This is a genomic window from Methylobacterium sp. TK26 (genome assembly GCF_055361565.1).
Genome location: NZ_CM143965.1, coordinates 4,368,382 through 4,381,198 on the forward strand (window position 1 = coordinate 4,368,382; position 12,817 = coordinate 4,381,198).

Here is a 12,817-nt window from a genome sequence, read left to right on the forward strand (position 1 = left end):
TCTTCGCCGCATTCCGGGAGCAGAAACCATCGGATACCGGTTCGCGACCGGCCCCTGACAACCTCCGGTTGGGCGCTTCCCGCGCAAGCGGCGTTGCTTAAAGCTTGGCTTAAGGGGATACAGCTACCCGTTGGGTTGCGGCAGTTCGGCCGCCGGTGGAGAATCCGATGCGCGTCTCGCGCTCCAACCAGGCCGCGCTGGCTGCCCTTCTCGCCGGTCTGATGGCCGGCGGACCGGTCCGTGCCGCCTCGCCCGAGCCGAGCCCCACCTCCGTCGATGCGGCGGCCAAGCCCTCCATTGCCGCCACCCCCGAACCCAAGGGCGACGAGGGCAAGGACGCCAACCCCGTCTCCGATTACAAGCCGCCGGAGCCCGCACCGGACAGCGCCCCCGCGCCGGCCCCCACGGCCACCGCCCCCGCCGAGCCGACCGAGCCGCTTCCGGCAGCCGTCTTCGCGCGGCTGAACGAGTCCGCGCCGCTCCTCACCCGGCTGGGTGCGAAGGAGCGCGCGGCGATCAAGACCTTCTACGATGCCCGCGCCGACAAGCCCGTCTGGATCGCGGACGGGGCCTGGACGCCGGCCGCCAAGGCCATCGCCGCGCGCCTCGGCGCGGCCGACGAGGATGGGCTCGATCCACGCGCCTATCCCGTGCCAAATCTCGCCGACAAGCCCGACGACAAGGCTGTCGCCGATGCCGACCTGCGCCTCTCGGCGGCGGCGGTGCTCTATGCGCGGGATGCGCGGGGCGGGCGGATCAACCCGTCCTCGATCTCGCGGCTCATCACCCCGACCCTCGACCTGCCCACCGCCGACGCGGTGCTGACCAAGCTCGCCGAGGCGGGGACACAGGCCGGCGACACGCTTGCCGCCTACAACCCCGCCACCGAGGGCTATCGCGCCCTAAAGGCTCAGCTCGCGGGCCTGCGCGGCCCGAAGGTGCCGGAGGCGAAGCCGCTGACCCTGCCGTCGGGCCCGACCCTCAAGACGGGGATGCGCGATCCGCGCGTGCCCGCCCTGCGGAATCATTTCGGCCTGGAGAGCCGGCCGGGCGAGGGCGACCTCTACGATGCGTCCGTGGCGGACGCCGTGACGCGGTTCCAGCGGGAGCGCGGTCTGCCGGGGGATGGCGTGCTGAACAAGCGCACGCTGCTGGCGCTCGCCAATCTCGGCCGTCCGACGAAGTCCGGCGACGAGGCCGAATTGCTCGTGAACATGGAGCGCTGGCGTTGGCTGCCCCCGACCCTCGGGCCGGATTACGTGCTGGTGAACGTGCCGGAATACCGCCTGCGCATCTTCCGGGACAGCAAGCTCCGCGACGAGACCCGCGTGATCGTCGGCAAGGCGGAATCGCCCACGCCGACCTTCTCGGGGATGATGGAGTACGCCGTCGTCAACCCGTCCTGGTACGTGCCGCCGTCCATCCTGAAGACGATGGCGCCCAAGCTCGCGAGCTACGGCGGCAAGACCTGGGGCGGATACGAGATCGTCCGCCGGGGCGGCCACATCTCCCTGCGCCAGCCGCCGGGTGAGAAGAATGCCCTCGGCTTCATCAAGTTCATGTTCCCCAACCAGCACGCGGTGTACCTGCACGACACCCCGAACCGCTCGCTGTTCTCGGCCTCGACGCGGGCGTTCAGCCATGGCTGCGTGCGGGTGGACGACCCGTTCCGCTTCGCCGACACGGTGCTGCCGGACTGGACCGAGGAGCGCCTGAAGAAGCTGATCGGTAAGGGCGAGCGGACGATCCGCCTGCCGCAGAAGCTGCCGGTCCATCTCGCCTACTTCACCACCTGGGTGGACGACCTCGGCTCCCTGCGCCGGGCGCCCGACCTCTACGGCTACGACGCGCCGATGCGCGCCGCCCTCGGCCTGCCGGGCGGCGGCGGCCCGGCCATGGCGAAGCTGGCGAAGGAGCCGGCCCGCAAGGTCGCGGAGGGCAGCGCCCGTCAGGCGGCGCCGACGCGACACGCGACCCATGCCCGCCCGCATCCGCGCCGCTACGCGCAGCCGGAGATGGACGCCTTCGATTCGCCCCGGGCCGGTCGCGGCGGGCGACCGGAATACGGCGAGCCGGGGCTCTGGACCCCCGCGCCCGCGCCGGTCTCGCGCTCGTTCTGGTAGGCGCGGGCCTTTCTCCCCAGCGAGGCGTGCGCACCCGCACGGCCGGGCACGATTTTGCCATGGTCCAGGCTTAGCCGTTCGGCCGTGTTGGCCGCGCGGAGTCACTCCAGGCACGGCCACGGATCGTCCCGCCTCGGGCGGGCTCCGGGAGGAGAGTGCCGTGCCGACCAGTCGCGTCTCCACCCGATCGATCCGCCGGTGGGTCGTCGCCGCATCGGGCGTCCTGGCGGCGATGGTCGTGGGCACGGTGGAGACGGAGAACGCGGTCGCCAACGGCGACACCCGCACCCTCTCGATCTACCACACGCACACGCAAGAGAGCCTGACCGTCACCTTCAAGCGTGACGGCCGCTACGACCGCGCCGCCCTCGACCAGTTGAACTGGCTGCTGCGCGACTGGCGGGTCAACGAGCCCACCAAGATGGACCCACGCCTGTTCGATACGGTGTGGGAGGCCTACCGGCAGGTCGGCTCCGGCCAGCCGATCAACATCGTCTCGGCCTATCGCTCCCCCGGCACCAACGCCATGCTCCGGCGGCGCTCGAAGTCGGTGGCCGAGTACAGCCAGCACATGCTCGGCAAGGCGATGGACTTCTACCTGCCCGACGTGACGATCGACCGGATCCGCGAGGTCGGCTTCATGATGTCGCGCGGGGGCGTGGGCTGGTATCCCCGCGCCAACACGCCGTTCATCCACATGGATGTCGGCTCGGTGCGCTCCTGGCCGCGCATGACGCACGACCAGTTGGCCCGCCTGTTCCCGGACGGGAAGACCGTCCACCTGCCCGCCGACGGCCACCCGATGGCCCGCTACGAGGAGGCGAAGGCCGAGATCCTGGCGCGCGGCGGCACGGTCGCCGGCATCACCACCCAGTTGGCCGGTGGCGAGGAGGAGGACGGGCCGAGCTTGATGAGCTTCCTCGCCGGCCTGTTCGGCGGCTCGAAGCCGGAGCCGGTCGCGCCGCCCGCGCCCGCCGTCGCCGCGCGCCGGGGCAAGGCGCCGCCAATCGTCGCCGTCGCCAGCGCCGATGCCGAGGACACGAGCGGGGCGAAGGCGGCCCTGGCCTATGCGGCGCCCGCCGCCGCGCCGCAGGCCGACGCGAAATCGATGCTGACCGCCGAGCGCGCCGCCGCCCCGGCCGCCGAACCCGATCTGCCCTCCGTCGTGGCGCCGCTGCCGCCGCGTCGCCCGAGCGAGGCGACCATCATCGCCGCCGCCGCGATCACCATGCCGCTTCCGCCGCCGCGCCCGGTGCAGCTCGCCGCCCTCGACGGCGGAATGGCGTTGCCGCTCCGCGCGGCCATCCCCGCCGCGCCCGCACCGATGCCGCACGCGACCCTCGTGGGGCCGAATGCGGATTCGAAGGCGCAGCTACGTTCGCTGTTCGAGGCGGTCGCGATGGGGCCGGTGGCCGCTCCGGCGAGCCGCAACGTGCCGGTGCGCGTGGCCACCGCGAAGCCCCAGGCCGTCGCCCCGGCCCTGCCGGTGGACGGACCCTCCCGCGTCACGACCCGCTTCGCGCGGGAGGTGCCGGACGGCGCCCTGCTCGGAGACCGCTTCACCGGCCCTGCGGCGGTGAAGCTTCGGACGTCGCAGTGAGGCGCGCGCCTCACTCCATCCCGTCATCCTCGACCGGACGGTAATAGCGGATCACCCGCCCGTCCGGGTATTCCACGGCGCGCCTGCGCATCACGAGGTAGCCCGACCCCACCGCCGAGCTCAGCCGGTCGAGGCGCTGGTCGTCGTAGGAGGGCAGGAAGCCCGCCTCGCTGTAGGTGCGGTAGACGTAGCGGCGCCGCGGCTCCATCGCCACGATCCGGGGGGCTCGCGCGTGGACCATGCGCGGCGGGGGCGGCGCCTCGCGCGCGACCCGGACGCGACGGGGCCGCACGGCGACCCGGCGGGGCGCCTCGGCCGTCCGGCGCTTCACCCGCGCCTCCTTCCGCACGGGCGCCGAGACGGCGGCCGGCGTCTCCGGCTTGGCGGCCTCGGGGCCGGGTTTGGCCGCCTCCGGCTGGCGGGCAGGCGGATCGGTCCATGTCGAGCCGCCGGCCGCATGGGCCGCGAAACCGGTGCAGAGAAGGGCGGCGATGAGGCTGCTGCGCACGCCGTGCGGCATGGGGACCTCCCGAAAGATGCTGCCGCGAAGGCGGTGCAGGATTGCCAAGGACTATACAGCAACCGCACGATTCGAGATATGGCGCGCCGCAATGAGCGGCAAACTTCTACAACTCAAATCGCTATCGAACACGAAAGTGAGTTAATTCCGATCTCGCAGGATTATTGAGCTGTTTCGGCGCAAACGCGAACGCCCAAACCGGATGTTCGGTTTTTCGATGCGGCGCGAAGACCTTCGACGGAACTCAGCCCCGCCGGAGCGGTTTGCGAGCCGATGCCATCCGACATGACCCGTGATGCGGCCCCCCTGCGGGTCAGCGTCGATCTCAACCTCTGCCAAGCTTACGCGCAGTGCTGCTACGCGGCACCGCGACATTTCCGCATCGATGGGCGGGAGGCACTGTTCTACGATCCGGCGCCCTCGGCGGCCGATCGCCTCGACATCGAGCGCGCCCGCTTGGCCTGCCCGGTCCAGGCCATCCGCGTCGAAGACAGCCAATCCTGACATGGCCGACCTTCCTTCGCCGGAGCGTATCGTCGTGGTCGGGGCTGGGCTCGCGGGCCTGCGCGGCGCCGAGGCCCTGCGCGCGGCCGGCTATCGCGGTGCCCTCACCCTCGTCGGCGACGAGCCGCACCGCCCCTACGACCGGCCGCCCCTGTCCAAGCATGTCCTGCTCGGGCACCTGCCGGCGGATGCGAGCCGCTTGCCCTCGGACCTGACGGACGACGTGACGTGGCGCCTCGGCGTCGGCGCGCGCGCCCTCGACCGGGAGGCGCGGATCGTCCACCTCACGGACGGCGACAGCCTTCCCTACGACCGCCTGCTCATCGCCACCGGCACGCGGGCGCGGCCCTGGGTCCACGAGGACGAGGCGCGGCTCGCCAACGTCTTCACCATCCGCACCCGCGACGATTCCGCCGCGCTCCGGGCGGTCCTGGCCGCGCGGCCGAAGCGCGTCGTCGTGATCGGCGCGGGCTTCATCGGCTGCGAGGTCGCCGCCGTCTGCCGCGAACTCGACCTCAAGGTCAGCCTCGTCGATCCCGCCGCCACCACGCTCTCGCGGGTGCTCGGCACCACCGTCGGCGGGATGATCGGCGAGGTGCATCGCAAGGCGGGCGTCGAGATGCGCTTCGGCAGCGAGGTCGAGCATCTCGAACACAAGGACGGCCGCGTGACCGGCGTGCGGCTCACCGACGGCAAGCATCTCAAGGCCGACGTGGTGGTGGTCGCCCTCGGGGCCGTGCGCAACATCGAATGGCTCGACGGCTCCGGCCTGTCGGCCGATCCGGGCGGACTCGATTGCGACGAGCACGGCTTCGTCCTCGACGACCAGAGCCGCCCCGACCACGCCATCACGGCGGCGGGGGATGTCGCGCGCTTTCCCCACCCGCTCTATGGCGGGCGGCGGGTGGCGCTGGAGCATTGGGGCCACGCAGTCGCGCAGGCCGAGTATGCCGGGCGGCTGCTCGCGGGGCTCGAACCGGCTGCGCCCTACGCGGCAGTGCCGAACTTCTGGTCCACGCAGGGCAACATGGTGGTGAAGTCGGCCGGCCTCACGGACGGCGCCGACGCGGTCGCCATCGTGCAGGGCGATCCGGCCGAGCGCCGCTTCGTCGCCGTCTACGGGCGGGCCGGGCGGTGCATCGCGGCGGTCGCCGTCGACAGCGCCCGCTGGCTGCCGATCTACGCCGAAAAGGTCGCGACCGCCGCGCCCTTCCCCCCGACCGAGACGGCCACCGACCGTCCCCTGCGCGACCTCGAGATCCAGGATCCGGGCTTCGCCTGACAGACCGGCAACGGAGCCGACACCATGGCCGACGCCACACTCCTCAACCAAGTCAAGGATTTCGCCAACCGGGCGAATCCGTACCCGATCTATGCCCGTCTGCGGCAGAACCCGGTCTCGCATCAGGACGACGGCTCGCCGGACGGCACCTGGGTGGCCTCCACCCACGGCGCCATCGCGAGCCTGCTCGGCGACCCGAGGGTGAGTTCCGAGACCCTGCCGCCGGCCGACCGGCCGAAGACCGGCAACCCGGTGAAGGACTACCTGATCAAGCCGATCAAGGACCGGATCACCAACCAGCACCGGCCCTTCATCTTCCGCGATCCGCCGGACCACGATGCCCTGCGCGCGGCGGTGATGCACCAGTTCACCCGGGAGCGGGTGCAGGGGATGCGCGCCCGCTCCGACCGGCTGGTCGAGGAGTTGCTGGACGCCAAGCGCGACGCGCACCGCTTCGACGCGGTGGACGACCTCGCCTATCCCCTGCCGGTGACGGTGATCTGCGAATTGTTCGGCGTGCCCCGCGAGGACGAGGCGCAGTTCCACTCCTGGGCGACGCAACTCGCCACGGCCCTGGAGCCCGACAGCCTCGCCGACGACGAGAACCGCGCGGAGAACAGCCGGACCTTCGACGCCATCGCCGATTACATGGCGGGCCTCATCAAGGACAAGCGCCGCCACCCGAAGGACGACATGCTCTCCGGGCTCGCCAACGAGGCGACGCCGGAGGGCGTGAAGATGGGCGATTACGACCTGATCGCCACCTCGGTGCTGATGCTGGTGGCCGGGCACGAGACCACGGTGAACCTCATCACCAACGGCCTCCTGACGCTGCTGCGCCACCCGGACGAGTTCGAGAAGCTAAAGGCCGACCCGGCGCGGGCGCCCCGCGTCATCGAGGAGTTGCTGCGCTACGAGCCCCCGGTGCAGTTCCGGACCCGCACGACGCTCAGCCCCATCGACATCGCCGGGGTCACGATCCCTCAGGGCGCGGACCTCGTGCTGCTGCTGGCCGCCGGCAACCGTGACGCCTCGGTCTTCCCCGATCCCGACACGTTCAACCCCGACCGGGTCGGAAGCCGCCATCTCGGCTTCGGCGGGTCGCTGCACTATTGCGTCGGCGCGCCCCTCGCGCGGTTCGAGGCCGAATCGGCGCTGACCGCCCTGACCCGGCGGCTCAAGAACCCGCGCCTCGTGGAAGACCCGCCGCCCTACCGGTCAGGTGCGGCCCTGCGCGGGCCGCAGCACCTGCCCATCGCCATCGACGGGATGGCCTAGTGCATCGATCCAGACGAAGGCGTCAGCCGTGTCTGGAAAAATTGATGCACAAACAAGAAGCTAGGGCAGAGACGCATGAACGGAGTGAGTGCGTCGCTGCACTAGGTCGTCAGTTCTCCCGCCGGCCGAACACTGCGTGGAGCAGCCCCTGCTGGGCCGCGACCGGGCTCGCCACCGGGCGCGGCGTCGGCCGGTCCTCGGTGATCAGCCCGTCGAGGTGAAGGATGCGCGAGTGCAGCCGCCGCGTGCGCAGGATCAGCTGCTGCAGGCGCATCGGCAGGAGCGCGAAGGCCTCGGCCTTCGGCGGCTCCGTGGCGCCGAGCTTCACCCGGTGCTTCTCCTCCGTCGCCTGGGCGGGGGTCATCTCGCCCTCGGCCACGGCGCGCTGCACCAGCAGCCAGGAGGCGATCTGCATGAGCAGCGTCGTCAGGCGCATGCTCTCGGCGGCGTAGCTCAGGGTCGCGTCCCGCGAGACGAGGCGCGATTCGTCCCGCCCGTCGCCGTCGAGATAGCCCGCCGTCTCCTCCACGAGGGCCATCCCGTCGCGGAACAGGGCCTTGAACGCGTCCGAGTGAACGTAGCTGGCTCCGAACTCCACCCACTCCCGGTTGTCCCGAAACGTGACGTCGTACCCGTTCATCCTGCCTCCTGTGCCGCAGAGCGGCCCCGTCTGTCCCAGGCCGGACCATCGCCCAGCGGATTCTGCGGTGGCGGGGCAATCCTAGCGCCTCGGACGAGGCGTGGCGAAGTTACCTCCCGTTAACCTTAAACCGCCAGAAGCGCCGATCGCTGACTCCGCCCGCAAATTTGAGCGATCGCCGATCCGGGCCGCCATCCCTGTGGACCACCTCCGCAGGTGAGAATGGGCGTCATCGACTGTGGCGCGCAGGCCGCAGGGGCGATCAAGCCGCGCCTCAGGTGCGGCGGCGCACGGCGACGCCACATTCCGGCCCCTTCGATAGGGAGTGTTAAACGCCATCACGACACGGTGCGGCCCACCACTCCGAAGGCCGCCCGGGCCAAACGACATCCGGACCAGAGCCAGCGACACATGCGCAGACAGGCACATCACCGGTACACCTCCCTCCGCTCCACGGCCGTGCTCGGCCTTGCGCTGAGCACGGCCCTCGTCGGCGTGGCGATGGCGGCTCCGGCCCGCGATCAGGCCGGCTACGCGCAGGCTGAGTGGGCGCAGGATTACGCGGCGCCGGCCGCCATGCAGGTCCAGCGCGAGACGGTGCCGATCCTCTCGCCGCAGACCGTCGCCGCCACCGAGCAGATGGCCGAGAAGTACCGCGAGATCGTCTCGCGCGGCGGCTGGCGTCCGGTGACGGGCGCCGAGCGCCTGCGCATCGGCTCGAAGGGCCCGGCCGTGGCGGCCGTGCGCCAGCGCCTGATCGTGACCGGCGACCTCGACCCGGCCTCGGCCAACACGGGCGTGTACGATTCCTACGTCGCGGCCGGCGTGAAGCGCTTCCAGGCCCGCCACGGCCTGAGCCAGACCGGCGCGATGAGCGCGGCCACCGAGCAGGCCATGAACGTGCCCGCCGAGATCCGCCTGCGCCAGCTCGAGACCAACGTGCTGCGCCTGCGCTCCTATTCGGGCGACCTCGGCCGCCGCTTCGTCATCACAAACATCCCGGCGGCTTTGGTGCAGACCGTCGAGGACGGCCGCATCGTCACCCTGCACGCGGCCGGCGTCGGCAAAATCGACCGGCAGTCGCCGATCATGAACACCAAGGCGACGCAGATCAATTTCAACCCGACCTGGACGGTCCCGGCTTCCATCGTGAAGAAGGACCTGATCCCGAAGATGCAGAAGGATCCGAACTACCTCACGGATAACCGGATCCGCATCCTGTCGAACGGCCAGGAAGTCTCGCCGAAGGCGGTGAACTGGAACTCCGACGAGGGCACCCGCTACACCTACCGGCAGGATTCGGGCGCCGACTTCAACTCGATGGGCATCGTCCGCATCAACATCCCGAACCCCTACGGCGTGTTCATGCACGACACGAACACCAAGGGCGTGTTCGGCGACGACTTCCGCTTCATCTCCTCGGGCTGTGTCCGCGTGCAGAACGTGCGCGAGTACATCACGTGGCTCCTGAAGGACACGCCCGGCTGGGGCCGCGAGCAGGTCGAGCAGGCCATTGAGAGCGGCAAGCGCGTCGACGCCACCCTCACGCAGCCGGTGCCGGTCTACTGGACCTACATCACCGCCTGGGCGACCCCGGACGGCGTCGTGCAGTTCCGCGACGACATCTACAAGCGTGACGGCGTGAACGTGCCCTCGACGATCAGCGCCCCGACCCCGGTGGCGAGCGCCGAGTCGACCATGCCGCAGACCTTCGAGCCGGGCGACGAAGACGCCAACTGAGTTCGGCACTCACCGCGATCCGAAGGCCCGCGTCTCCCCAGGCGCGGGCCTTTCTCGTATGGGGCGCCGCTGTCATGCGCCGGTCGCCGAAATCTGCTGCATCGGCCGGGCCTGAATGGAGCCGCCCATGCCGCCTCTGACCCGTCGCGAGACCCTCGCCGGCGCCGCCGCCCTGACGCTCGCCGCCGGACGCGCCGAAGCCGAGGCGAAGGAAGCCACCGGCATCGTGTTCGGCCTCGATGGCGCCGCCCGTGCGCCGCTGCCGAACGTCCTCGTCTCCAACGGGCAGGAGGTGGTGCGCACCGACGCCCAGGGGCGCTACCGGCTGCCGATGCCGGGCGACGGCGCGGTCTTCGTCGTCAAGCCGCCGGGCTACGCCCTGCCGCGCGATGCCGACAACGTCGTCCGCCACAGCTACGTCCACCAGCCGGAGGGCACGCCGCACGAGATCGGCCTGCGCTACCGGGGCGTCGCCCCGACCGGCCCGCTGCCGACCTCCATCGACTTCACCCTAGCGAAGCAGGACGAGCCGGAGGATTTCGACGTCCTGCTCTTCACCGATCCGCAGCCGGAGACGCGGCGCGAACTGGACCACGTCCGCGATACGGCGGTCGCGCGGGCGATGGGCATCCCGGCGGCCTTCGGCCTCACCACGGGCGACGTGCTGTTCGACGACCTTTCCCTCTACGGGCGGTCGAACGCCATCGTCGGGCGCATCGGCATCCCCTGGTACAATCTCCCCGGCAATCACGATCTCAACATGCAGGCGCCCGACGCCCGCTACAGCCGTGAGACGTGGAAGCGCGTCTTCGGCGCCCCGTCCTTCGCCTTCCAGCACGGGCGGGCGCTGTTCGTGCTGCTCGACAACGTGGTCTGGCTCGGGCCGCCGGTCCCGGTCGGCGCCAACACCTATGAGGGGCGGATCGGCGAGCGGAACCTCGCCCTCCTGCGCAACCTCCTCGCGGAGGTGCCGGCCGACACGCTGATCGTCCTCGCGACCCATATCCCGCTGCACACGGATGCGACGCCGAGCGGGCCGCACAACAACACCGCCGACCGCGCGGCGCTGCTCGACATCCTGCGCGGGCGCAAGGTGCTGGCCATCTGCGGCCACACCCATACGACGGAGCACCATTACCTCGCGGAGGGGCTGCACCACCACGTTCTCACGGCCGTCTCGGGTTCGTGGTGGAGCGGGCCGGACACCCGCACCGGCATCCCCTCGGCCGACAGCCGCGACGGGACGCCGAACGGCTTCCACGTCCTCTCCGTGCGGGGGACCGCCTACACGACTCGCTACGTCCCGGCGCAGGGCGAGCCGGACGGCACGATGCGCATCGCCTTCGAGAGCCAGATCCGGAGCGGCGCCCCGGAAGTCGTGCGGGCGCTACGGCCGATGGAGGCCCTGCGCCCGCCGATCCCGCAGGACGCGCTCGCCGACAGCATCGTGGTGGTCAACGTCTTCGACGGCGGCCCGAAGACGTCGGTGACGTGGCGGGTGGGCAACGGCCCGGCCGAACCGATGGTCCGCACCCGCCGGCCGGACCCGTTCGTCACCGAACTCTTCGCGCGCTATCCCGAGGCCAAGAAATCGTGGGTCCAGGCGATCCCGTCGAGCCATGTCTGGACGGCGCGTCTCCCAGCGGACCTGCCGCCGGGAGCGCACCGGATCACCGTAGAAGGGAGCGACGAGTACGGCCGCCCCTTCCGTTCCGCCACGGTGCTGGAAATCACCCGTGGCGCATGAGGTGCCTCAGGCGGCGAGCTGACGCTGGCCGTGGTTGCCCTCGCCGATCTCCTCGATGATCTTCTTGCAGAAGGCGTCGAGGTCGTCGGGGTTGCGGCTGGTGATGATGCCCTGATCGGTCACGACCTCCTTGTCGTGCCAATTGCCGCCCGCGTTGATCACGTCGGTCTTGATCGACGGGAACGAGGTCATGTCGCGGCCCTTCACCGCCCCGGCCTCGATCAGCAGCCACGGGCCGTGGCAGATCGCGGCGACGACCTTTCCGCTCGTCAGGAAGCCCTTGATGATCTCCAGGGCCTTCGGCTCCAGGCGGAGCTTGTCGGGGTTGATCTGGCCGCCCGGCAGGACGAGGGCGTCGAAGCCGGAGGCATCGAGGCTCTCGATGTCGGCATCGACCTTCACGTCCTTGCCCCAGTCGGTCTTGTCCCAGCTGCGGATGGTGCCTTCGCTCTGGCGCGACTTCGGCGCGGCGATGGTGACGTGGGCACCGGCCTCGGAGAGCTTGGCCTGCGGCACGGTGAGTTCGGTCTCCTCGAAACCGTCCGTGGCGATGATGAGGATCTTGGCTTGCTTGATGTCGGTCATGGGGGCTCTCCCGATCGTGGAGTTGCCCGCCCAACCGCCTCACCGCTGGCGTGTTCCCTGACCGATTGAGGCAGTTCGCCCCATCGGCGAGCCGGGTTTCCGCCCGGAACAAGCCCGTGCCGGACCCGTTGGCCCTATGAACCCGGACGCTTCAGGAGACACCGTTCATGGCCAATCCAGGCATCCCCGATCCGATCCCCGGCGATCTGCCGCTGCCCCCGCCTCCGCCCGATCAAGAGCCGGATGTCGGGCCGACCGGCCCGCGCACGCCCTACCCGGTCAACGATCCCGGAATCGGTGAGCCCGGCGGGCCCGGCTCCGAGCCGGACGTGTTCCCCGGCACCCCGAGCGACCCCGGTACGCGGATGTGATCCGATTCGGGACGTCAGTGCCCGCCATGCGAGGCGCGGATGTCCCTCGGCGCAGCCAGGATTTCGGAGAGGCTCGTCGCCACGTGACGGGCCTCTTCGTCCGTCAGGCGTAGCTGGAACGGGGGGAGGGCGCCCGCCTGGAAGGCGACGACGGCCTGTCCCTCTTCGTCGGTGCCGACTTCGATGGCCGCCGAGGTCACGTCGAGCATGGCGATGTCCTCGCCCAGCGTGTCGGCGGATTCCGGGTCGTCGCCCTCGTCGGATTCGTCGATGGCCGTGAGCAACTGGCCGACGGCGCGCATCAGCGCGCGGGCCGCCCGCGCATCCATCACCACTGCCGTCGCCTGATCGTCCTTCTGGAACGAGAGCTGGATGTTCGCGCCGTCCAGCGAGACCGAGATGCCTGCCATATACCGCCCGGAAGCCG

The 12,817-nt window shown here is 70.6% G+C and carries 12 protein-coding genes; 8 read left to right on the plus strand and 4 right to left on the minus strand.

Annotated elements, in window-relative coordinates:
• The first annotated feature begins 167 nt into the window (after positions 1–167).
• Positions 168–2,123 carry a L,D-transpeptidase family protein gene (locus tag ACXJ1Y_RS21225; protein ID WP_463848052.1) on the plus strand — a complete coding sequence of 652 codons (1,956 nt, stop codon included), beginning with the start codon at positions 168–170 and terminating at the stop codon, positions 2,121–2,123.
• A 160-nt stretch (positions 2,124–2,283) separates the two neighbouring features.
• Positions 2,284–3,723 carry a peptidoglycan L,D-endopeptidase MepK gene (locus ACXJ1Y_RS21230; protein ID WP_463848053.1) on the plus strand — a complete coding sequence of 480 codons (1,440 nt, stop codon included), beginning with the start codon at positions 2,284–2,286 and terminating at the stop codon, positions 3,721–3,723.
• 10 nt (positions 3,724–3,733) lie between these two features.
• Here the strand turns inward: ACXJ1Y_RS21230 and ACXJ1Y_RS21235 are convergent, their stop codons facing one another.
• The gene (locus tag ACXJ1Y_RS21235) at positions 3,734–4,243 is read right to left on the minus strand and encodes a hypothetical protein (RefSeq protein ID WP_463848054.1); all 510 of its coding nucleotides are present in this window, start codon (positions 4,241–4,243) and stop codon (positions 3,734–3,736) included.
• Positions 4,244–4,528: 285 nt separating this feature from the next.
• On the opposite strand from ACXJ1Y_RS21235, the gene ACXJ1Y_RS21240 reads away from it, so the two are divergent.
• The 3 genes from ACXJ1Y_RS21240 to ACXJ1Y_RS21250 are packed head-to-tail and all read left to right on the plus strand — an operon-like array spanning position 4,529 to position 7,307.
• Entirely contained in the window at positions 4,529–4,747 is a 219-nt protein-coding gene (locus tag ACXJ1Y_RS21240; protein WP_342166353.1) for a ferredoxin, read from the plus strand.
• 1 nt (position 4,748) lies between these two features.
• Complete coding sequence (locus ACXJ1Y_RS21245) at positions 4,749–6,029, plus strand: NAD(P)/FAD-dependent oxidoreductase (protein ID WP_463848055.1); 1,281 nt, start codon at positions 4,749–4,751, stop codon at positions 6,027–6,029.
• 24 nt (positions 6,030–6,053) lie between these two features.
• Positions 6,054–7,307: a cytochrome P450 gene (locus ACXJ1Y_RS21250; RefSeq protein WP_463848056.1), complete on the plus strand. Its 1,254-nt coding sequence runs from the start codon at positions 6,054–6,056 to the stop codon at positions 7,305–7,307.
• A gap of 109 nt (positions 7,308–7,416) precedes the next feature.
• Here ACXJ1Y_RS21250 and rcdA read toward each other — a convergent pair whose 3' ends face one another.
• Positions 7,417–7,947 (minus strand): protease adaptor protein RcdA, encoded by a 531-nt coding sequence (gene rcdA / locus ACXJ1Y_RS21255; protein WP_463848057.1) that lies wholly within the window; start codon positions 7,945–7,947, stop codon positions 7,417–7,419.
• 411 nt (positions 7,948–8,358) lie between these two features.
• On the opposite strand from rcdA, the gene ACXJ1Y_RS21260 reads away from it, so the two are divergent.
• Together ACXJ1Y_RS21260 and ACXJ1Y_RS21265 are read left to right on the plus strand one after the other, a co-directional pair.
• Positions 8,359–9,687, plus strand: coding sequence for a L,D-transpeptidase family protein (locus ACXJ1Y_RS21260; protein WP_463848058.1), 1,329 nt, complete (start codon positions 8,359–8,361; stop codon positions 9,685–9,687).
• 127 nt (positions 9,688–9,814) lie between these two features.
• On the plus strand, positions 9,815–11,434 hold the full coding sequence (locus ACXJ1Y_RS21265; RefSeq protein WP_463848059.1) for a calcineurin-like phosphoesterase C-terminal domain-containing protein: 1,620 nt from the start codon (positions 9,815–9,817) through the stop codon (positions 11,432–11,434).
• Between the two features lie 6 nt (positions 11,435–11,440).
• Here the strand turns inward: ACXJ1Y_RS21265 and ACXJ1Y_RS21270 are convergent, their stop codons facing one another.
• Positions 11,441–12,019 carry a type 1 glutamine amidotransferase domain-containing protein gene (locus ACXJ1Y_RS21270; RefSeq protein ID WP_463848060.1) on the minus strand — a complete coding sequence of 193 codons (579 nt, stop codon included), beginning with the start codon at positions 12,017–12,019 and terminating at the stop codon, positions 11,441–11,443.
• A gap of 167 nt (positions 12,020–12,186) precedes the next feature.
• Here ACXJ1Y_RS21270 and ACXJ1Y_RS21275 point away from each other — a divergent pair, with 167 nt between their 5' ends.
• Complete coding sequence (locus ACXJ1Y_RS21275) at positions 12,187–12,390, plus strand: hypothetical protein (protein ID WP_463848061.1); 204 nt, start codon at positions 12,187–12,189, stop codon at positions 12,388–12,390.
• A gap of 14 nt (positions 12,391–12,404) precedes the next feature.
• On the opposite strand, the gene ACXJ1Y_RS21280 is transcribed toward ACXJ1Y_RS21275, so the two are convergent.
• On the minus strand, positions 12,405–12,800 hold the full coding sequence (locus ACXJ1Y_RS21280; RefSeq protein WP_463848062.1) for a hypothetical protein: 396 nt from the start codon (positions 12,798–12,800) through the stop codon (positions 12,405–12,407).
• Positions 12,801–12,817 lie beyond the last annotated feature (17 nt).

Excerpts from the sequence above, each read along its gene's own strand:
- ACXJ1Y_RS21225 (WP_463848052.1), top strand. The coding sequence starts at position 168 with ATGCGCGTCTCGCGCTCCAACCAGGCCGCGCTGGCTGCCCTTCTCGCC.
- ACXJ1Y_RS21235 (WP_463848054.1), bottom strand. The coding sequence starts at position 4,243 with ATGCCGCACGGCGTGCGCAGCAGCCTCATCGCCGCCCTTCTCTGCACC.
- ACXJ1Y_RS21240 (WP_342166353.1), top strand. The coding sequence starts at position 4,529 with ATGACCCGTGATGCGGCCCCCCTGCGGGTCAGCGTCGATCTCAACCTC.
- ACXJ1Y_RS21245 (WP_463848055.1), top strand. The coding sequence starts at position 4,749 with ATGGCCGACCTTCCTTCGCCGGAGCGTATCGTCGTGGTCGGGGCTGGG.
- ACXJ1Y_RS21250 (WP_463848056.1), top strand. The coding sequence starts at position 6,054 with ATGGCCGACGCCACACTCCTCAACCAAGTCAAGGATTTCGCCAACCGG.
- rcdA (WP_463848057.1), bottom strand. The coding sequence starts at position 7,947 with ATGAACGGGTACGACGTCACGTTTCGGGACAACCGGGAGTGGGTGGAG.
- ACXJ1Y_RS21260 (WP_463848058.1), top strand. The coding sequence starts at position 8,359 with ATGCGCAGACAGGCACATCACCGGTACACCTCCCTCCGCTCCACGGCC.
- ACXJ1Y_RS21265 (WP_463848059.1), top strand. The coding sequence starts at position 9,815 with ATGCCGCCTCTGACCCGTCGCGAGACCCTCGCCGGCGCCGCCGCCCTG.
- ACXJ1Y_RS21270 (WP_463848060.1), bottom strand. The coding sequence starts at position 12,019 with ATGACCGACATCAAGCAAGCCAAGATCCTCATCATCGCCACGGACGGT.
- ACXJ1Y_RS21275 (WP_463848061.1), top strand. The coding sequence starts at position 12,187 with ATGGCCAATCCAGGCATCCCCGATCCGATCCCCGGCGATCTGCCGCTG.
- ACXJ1Y_RS21280 (WP_463848062.1), bottom strand. The coding sequence starts at position 12,800 with ATGGCAGGCATCTCGGTCTCGCTGGACGGCGCGAACATCCAGCTCTCG.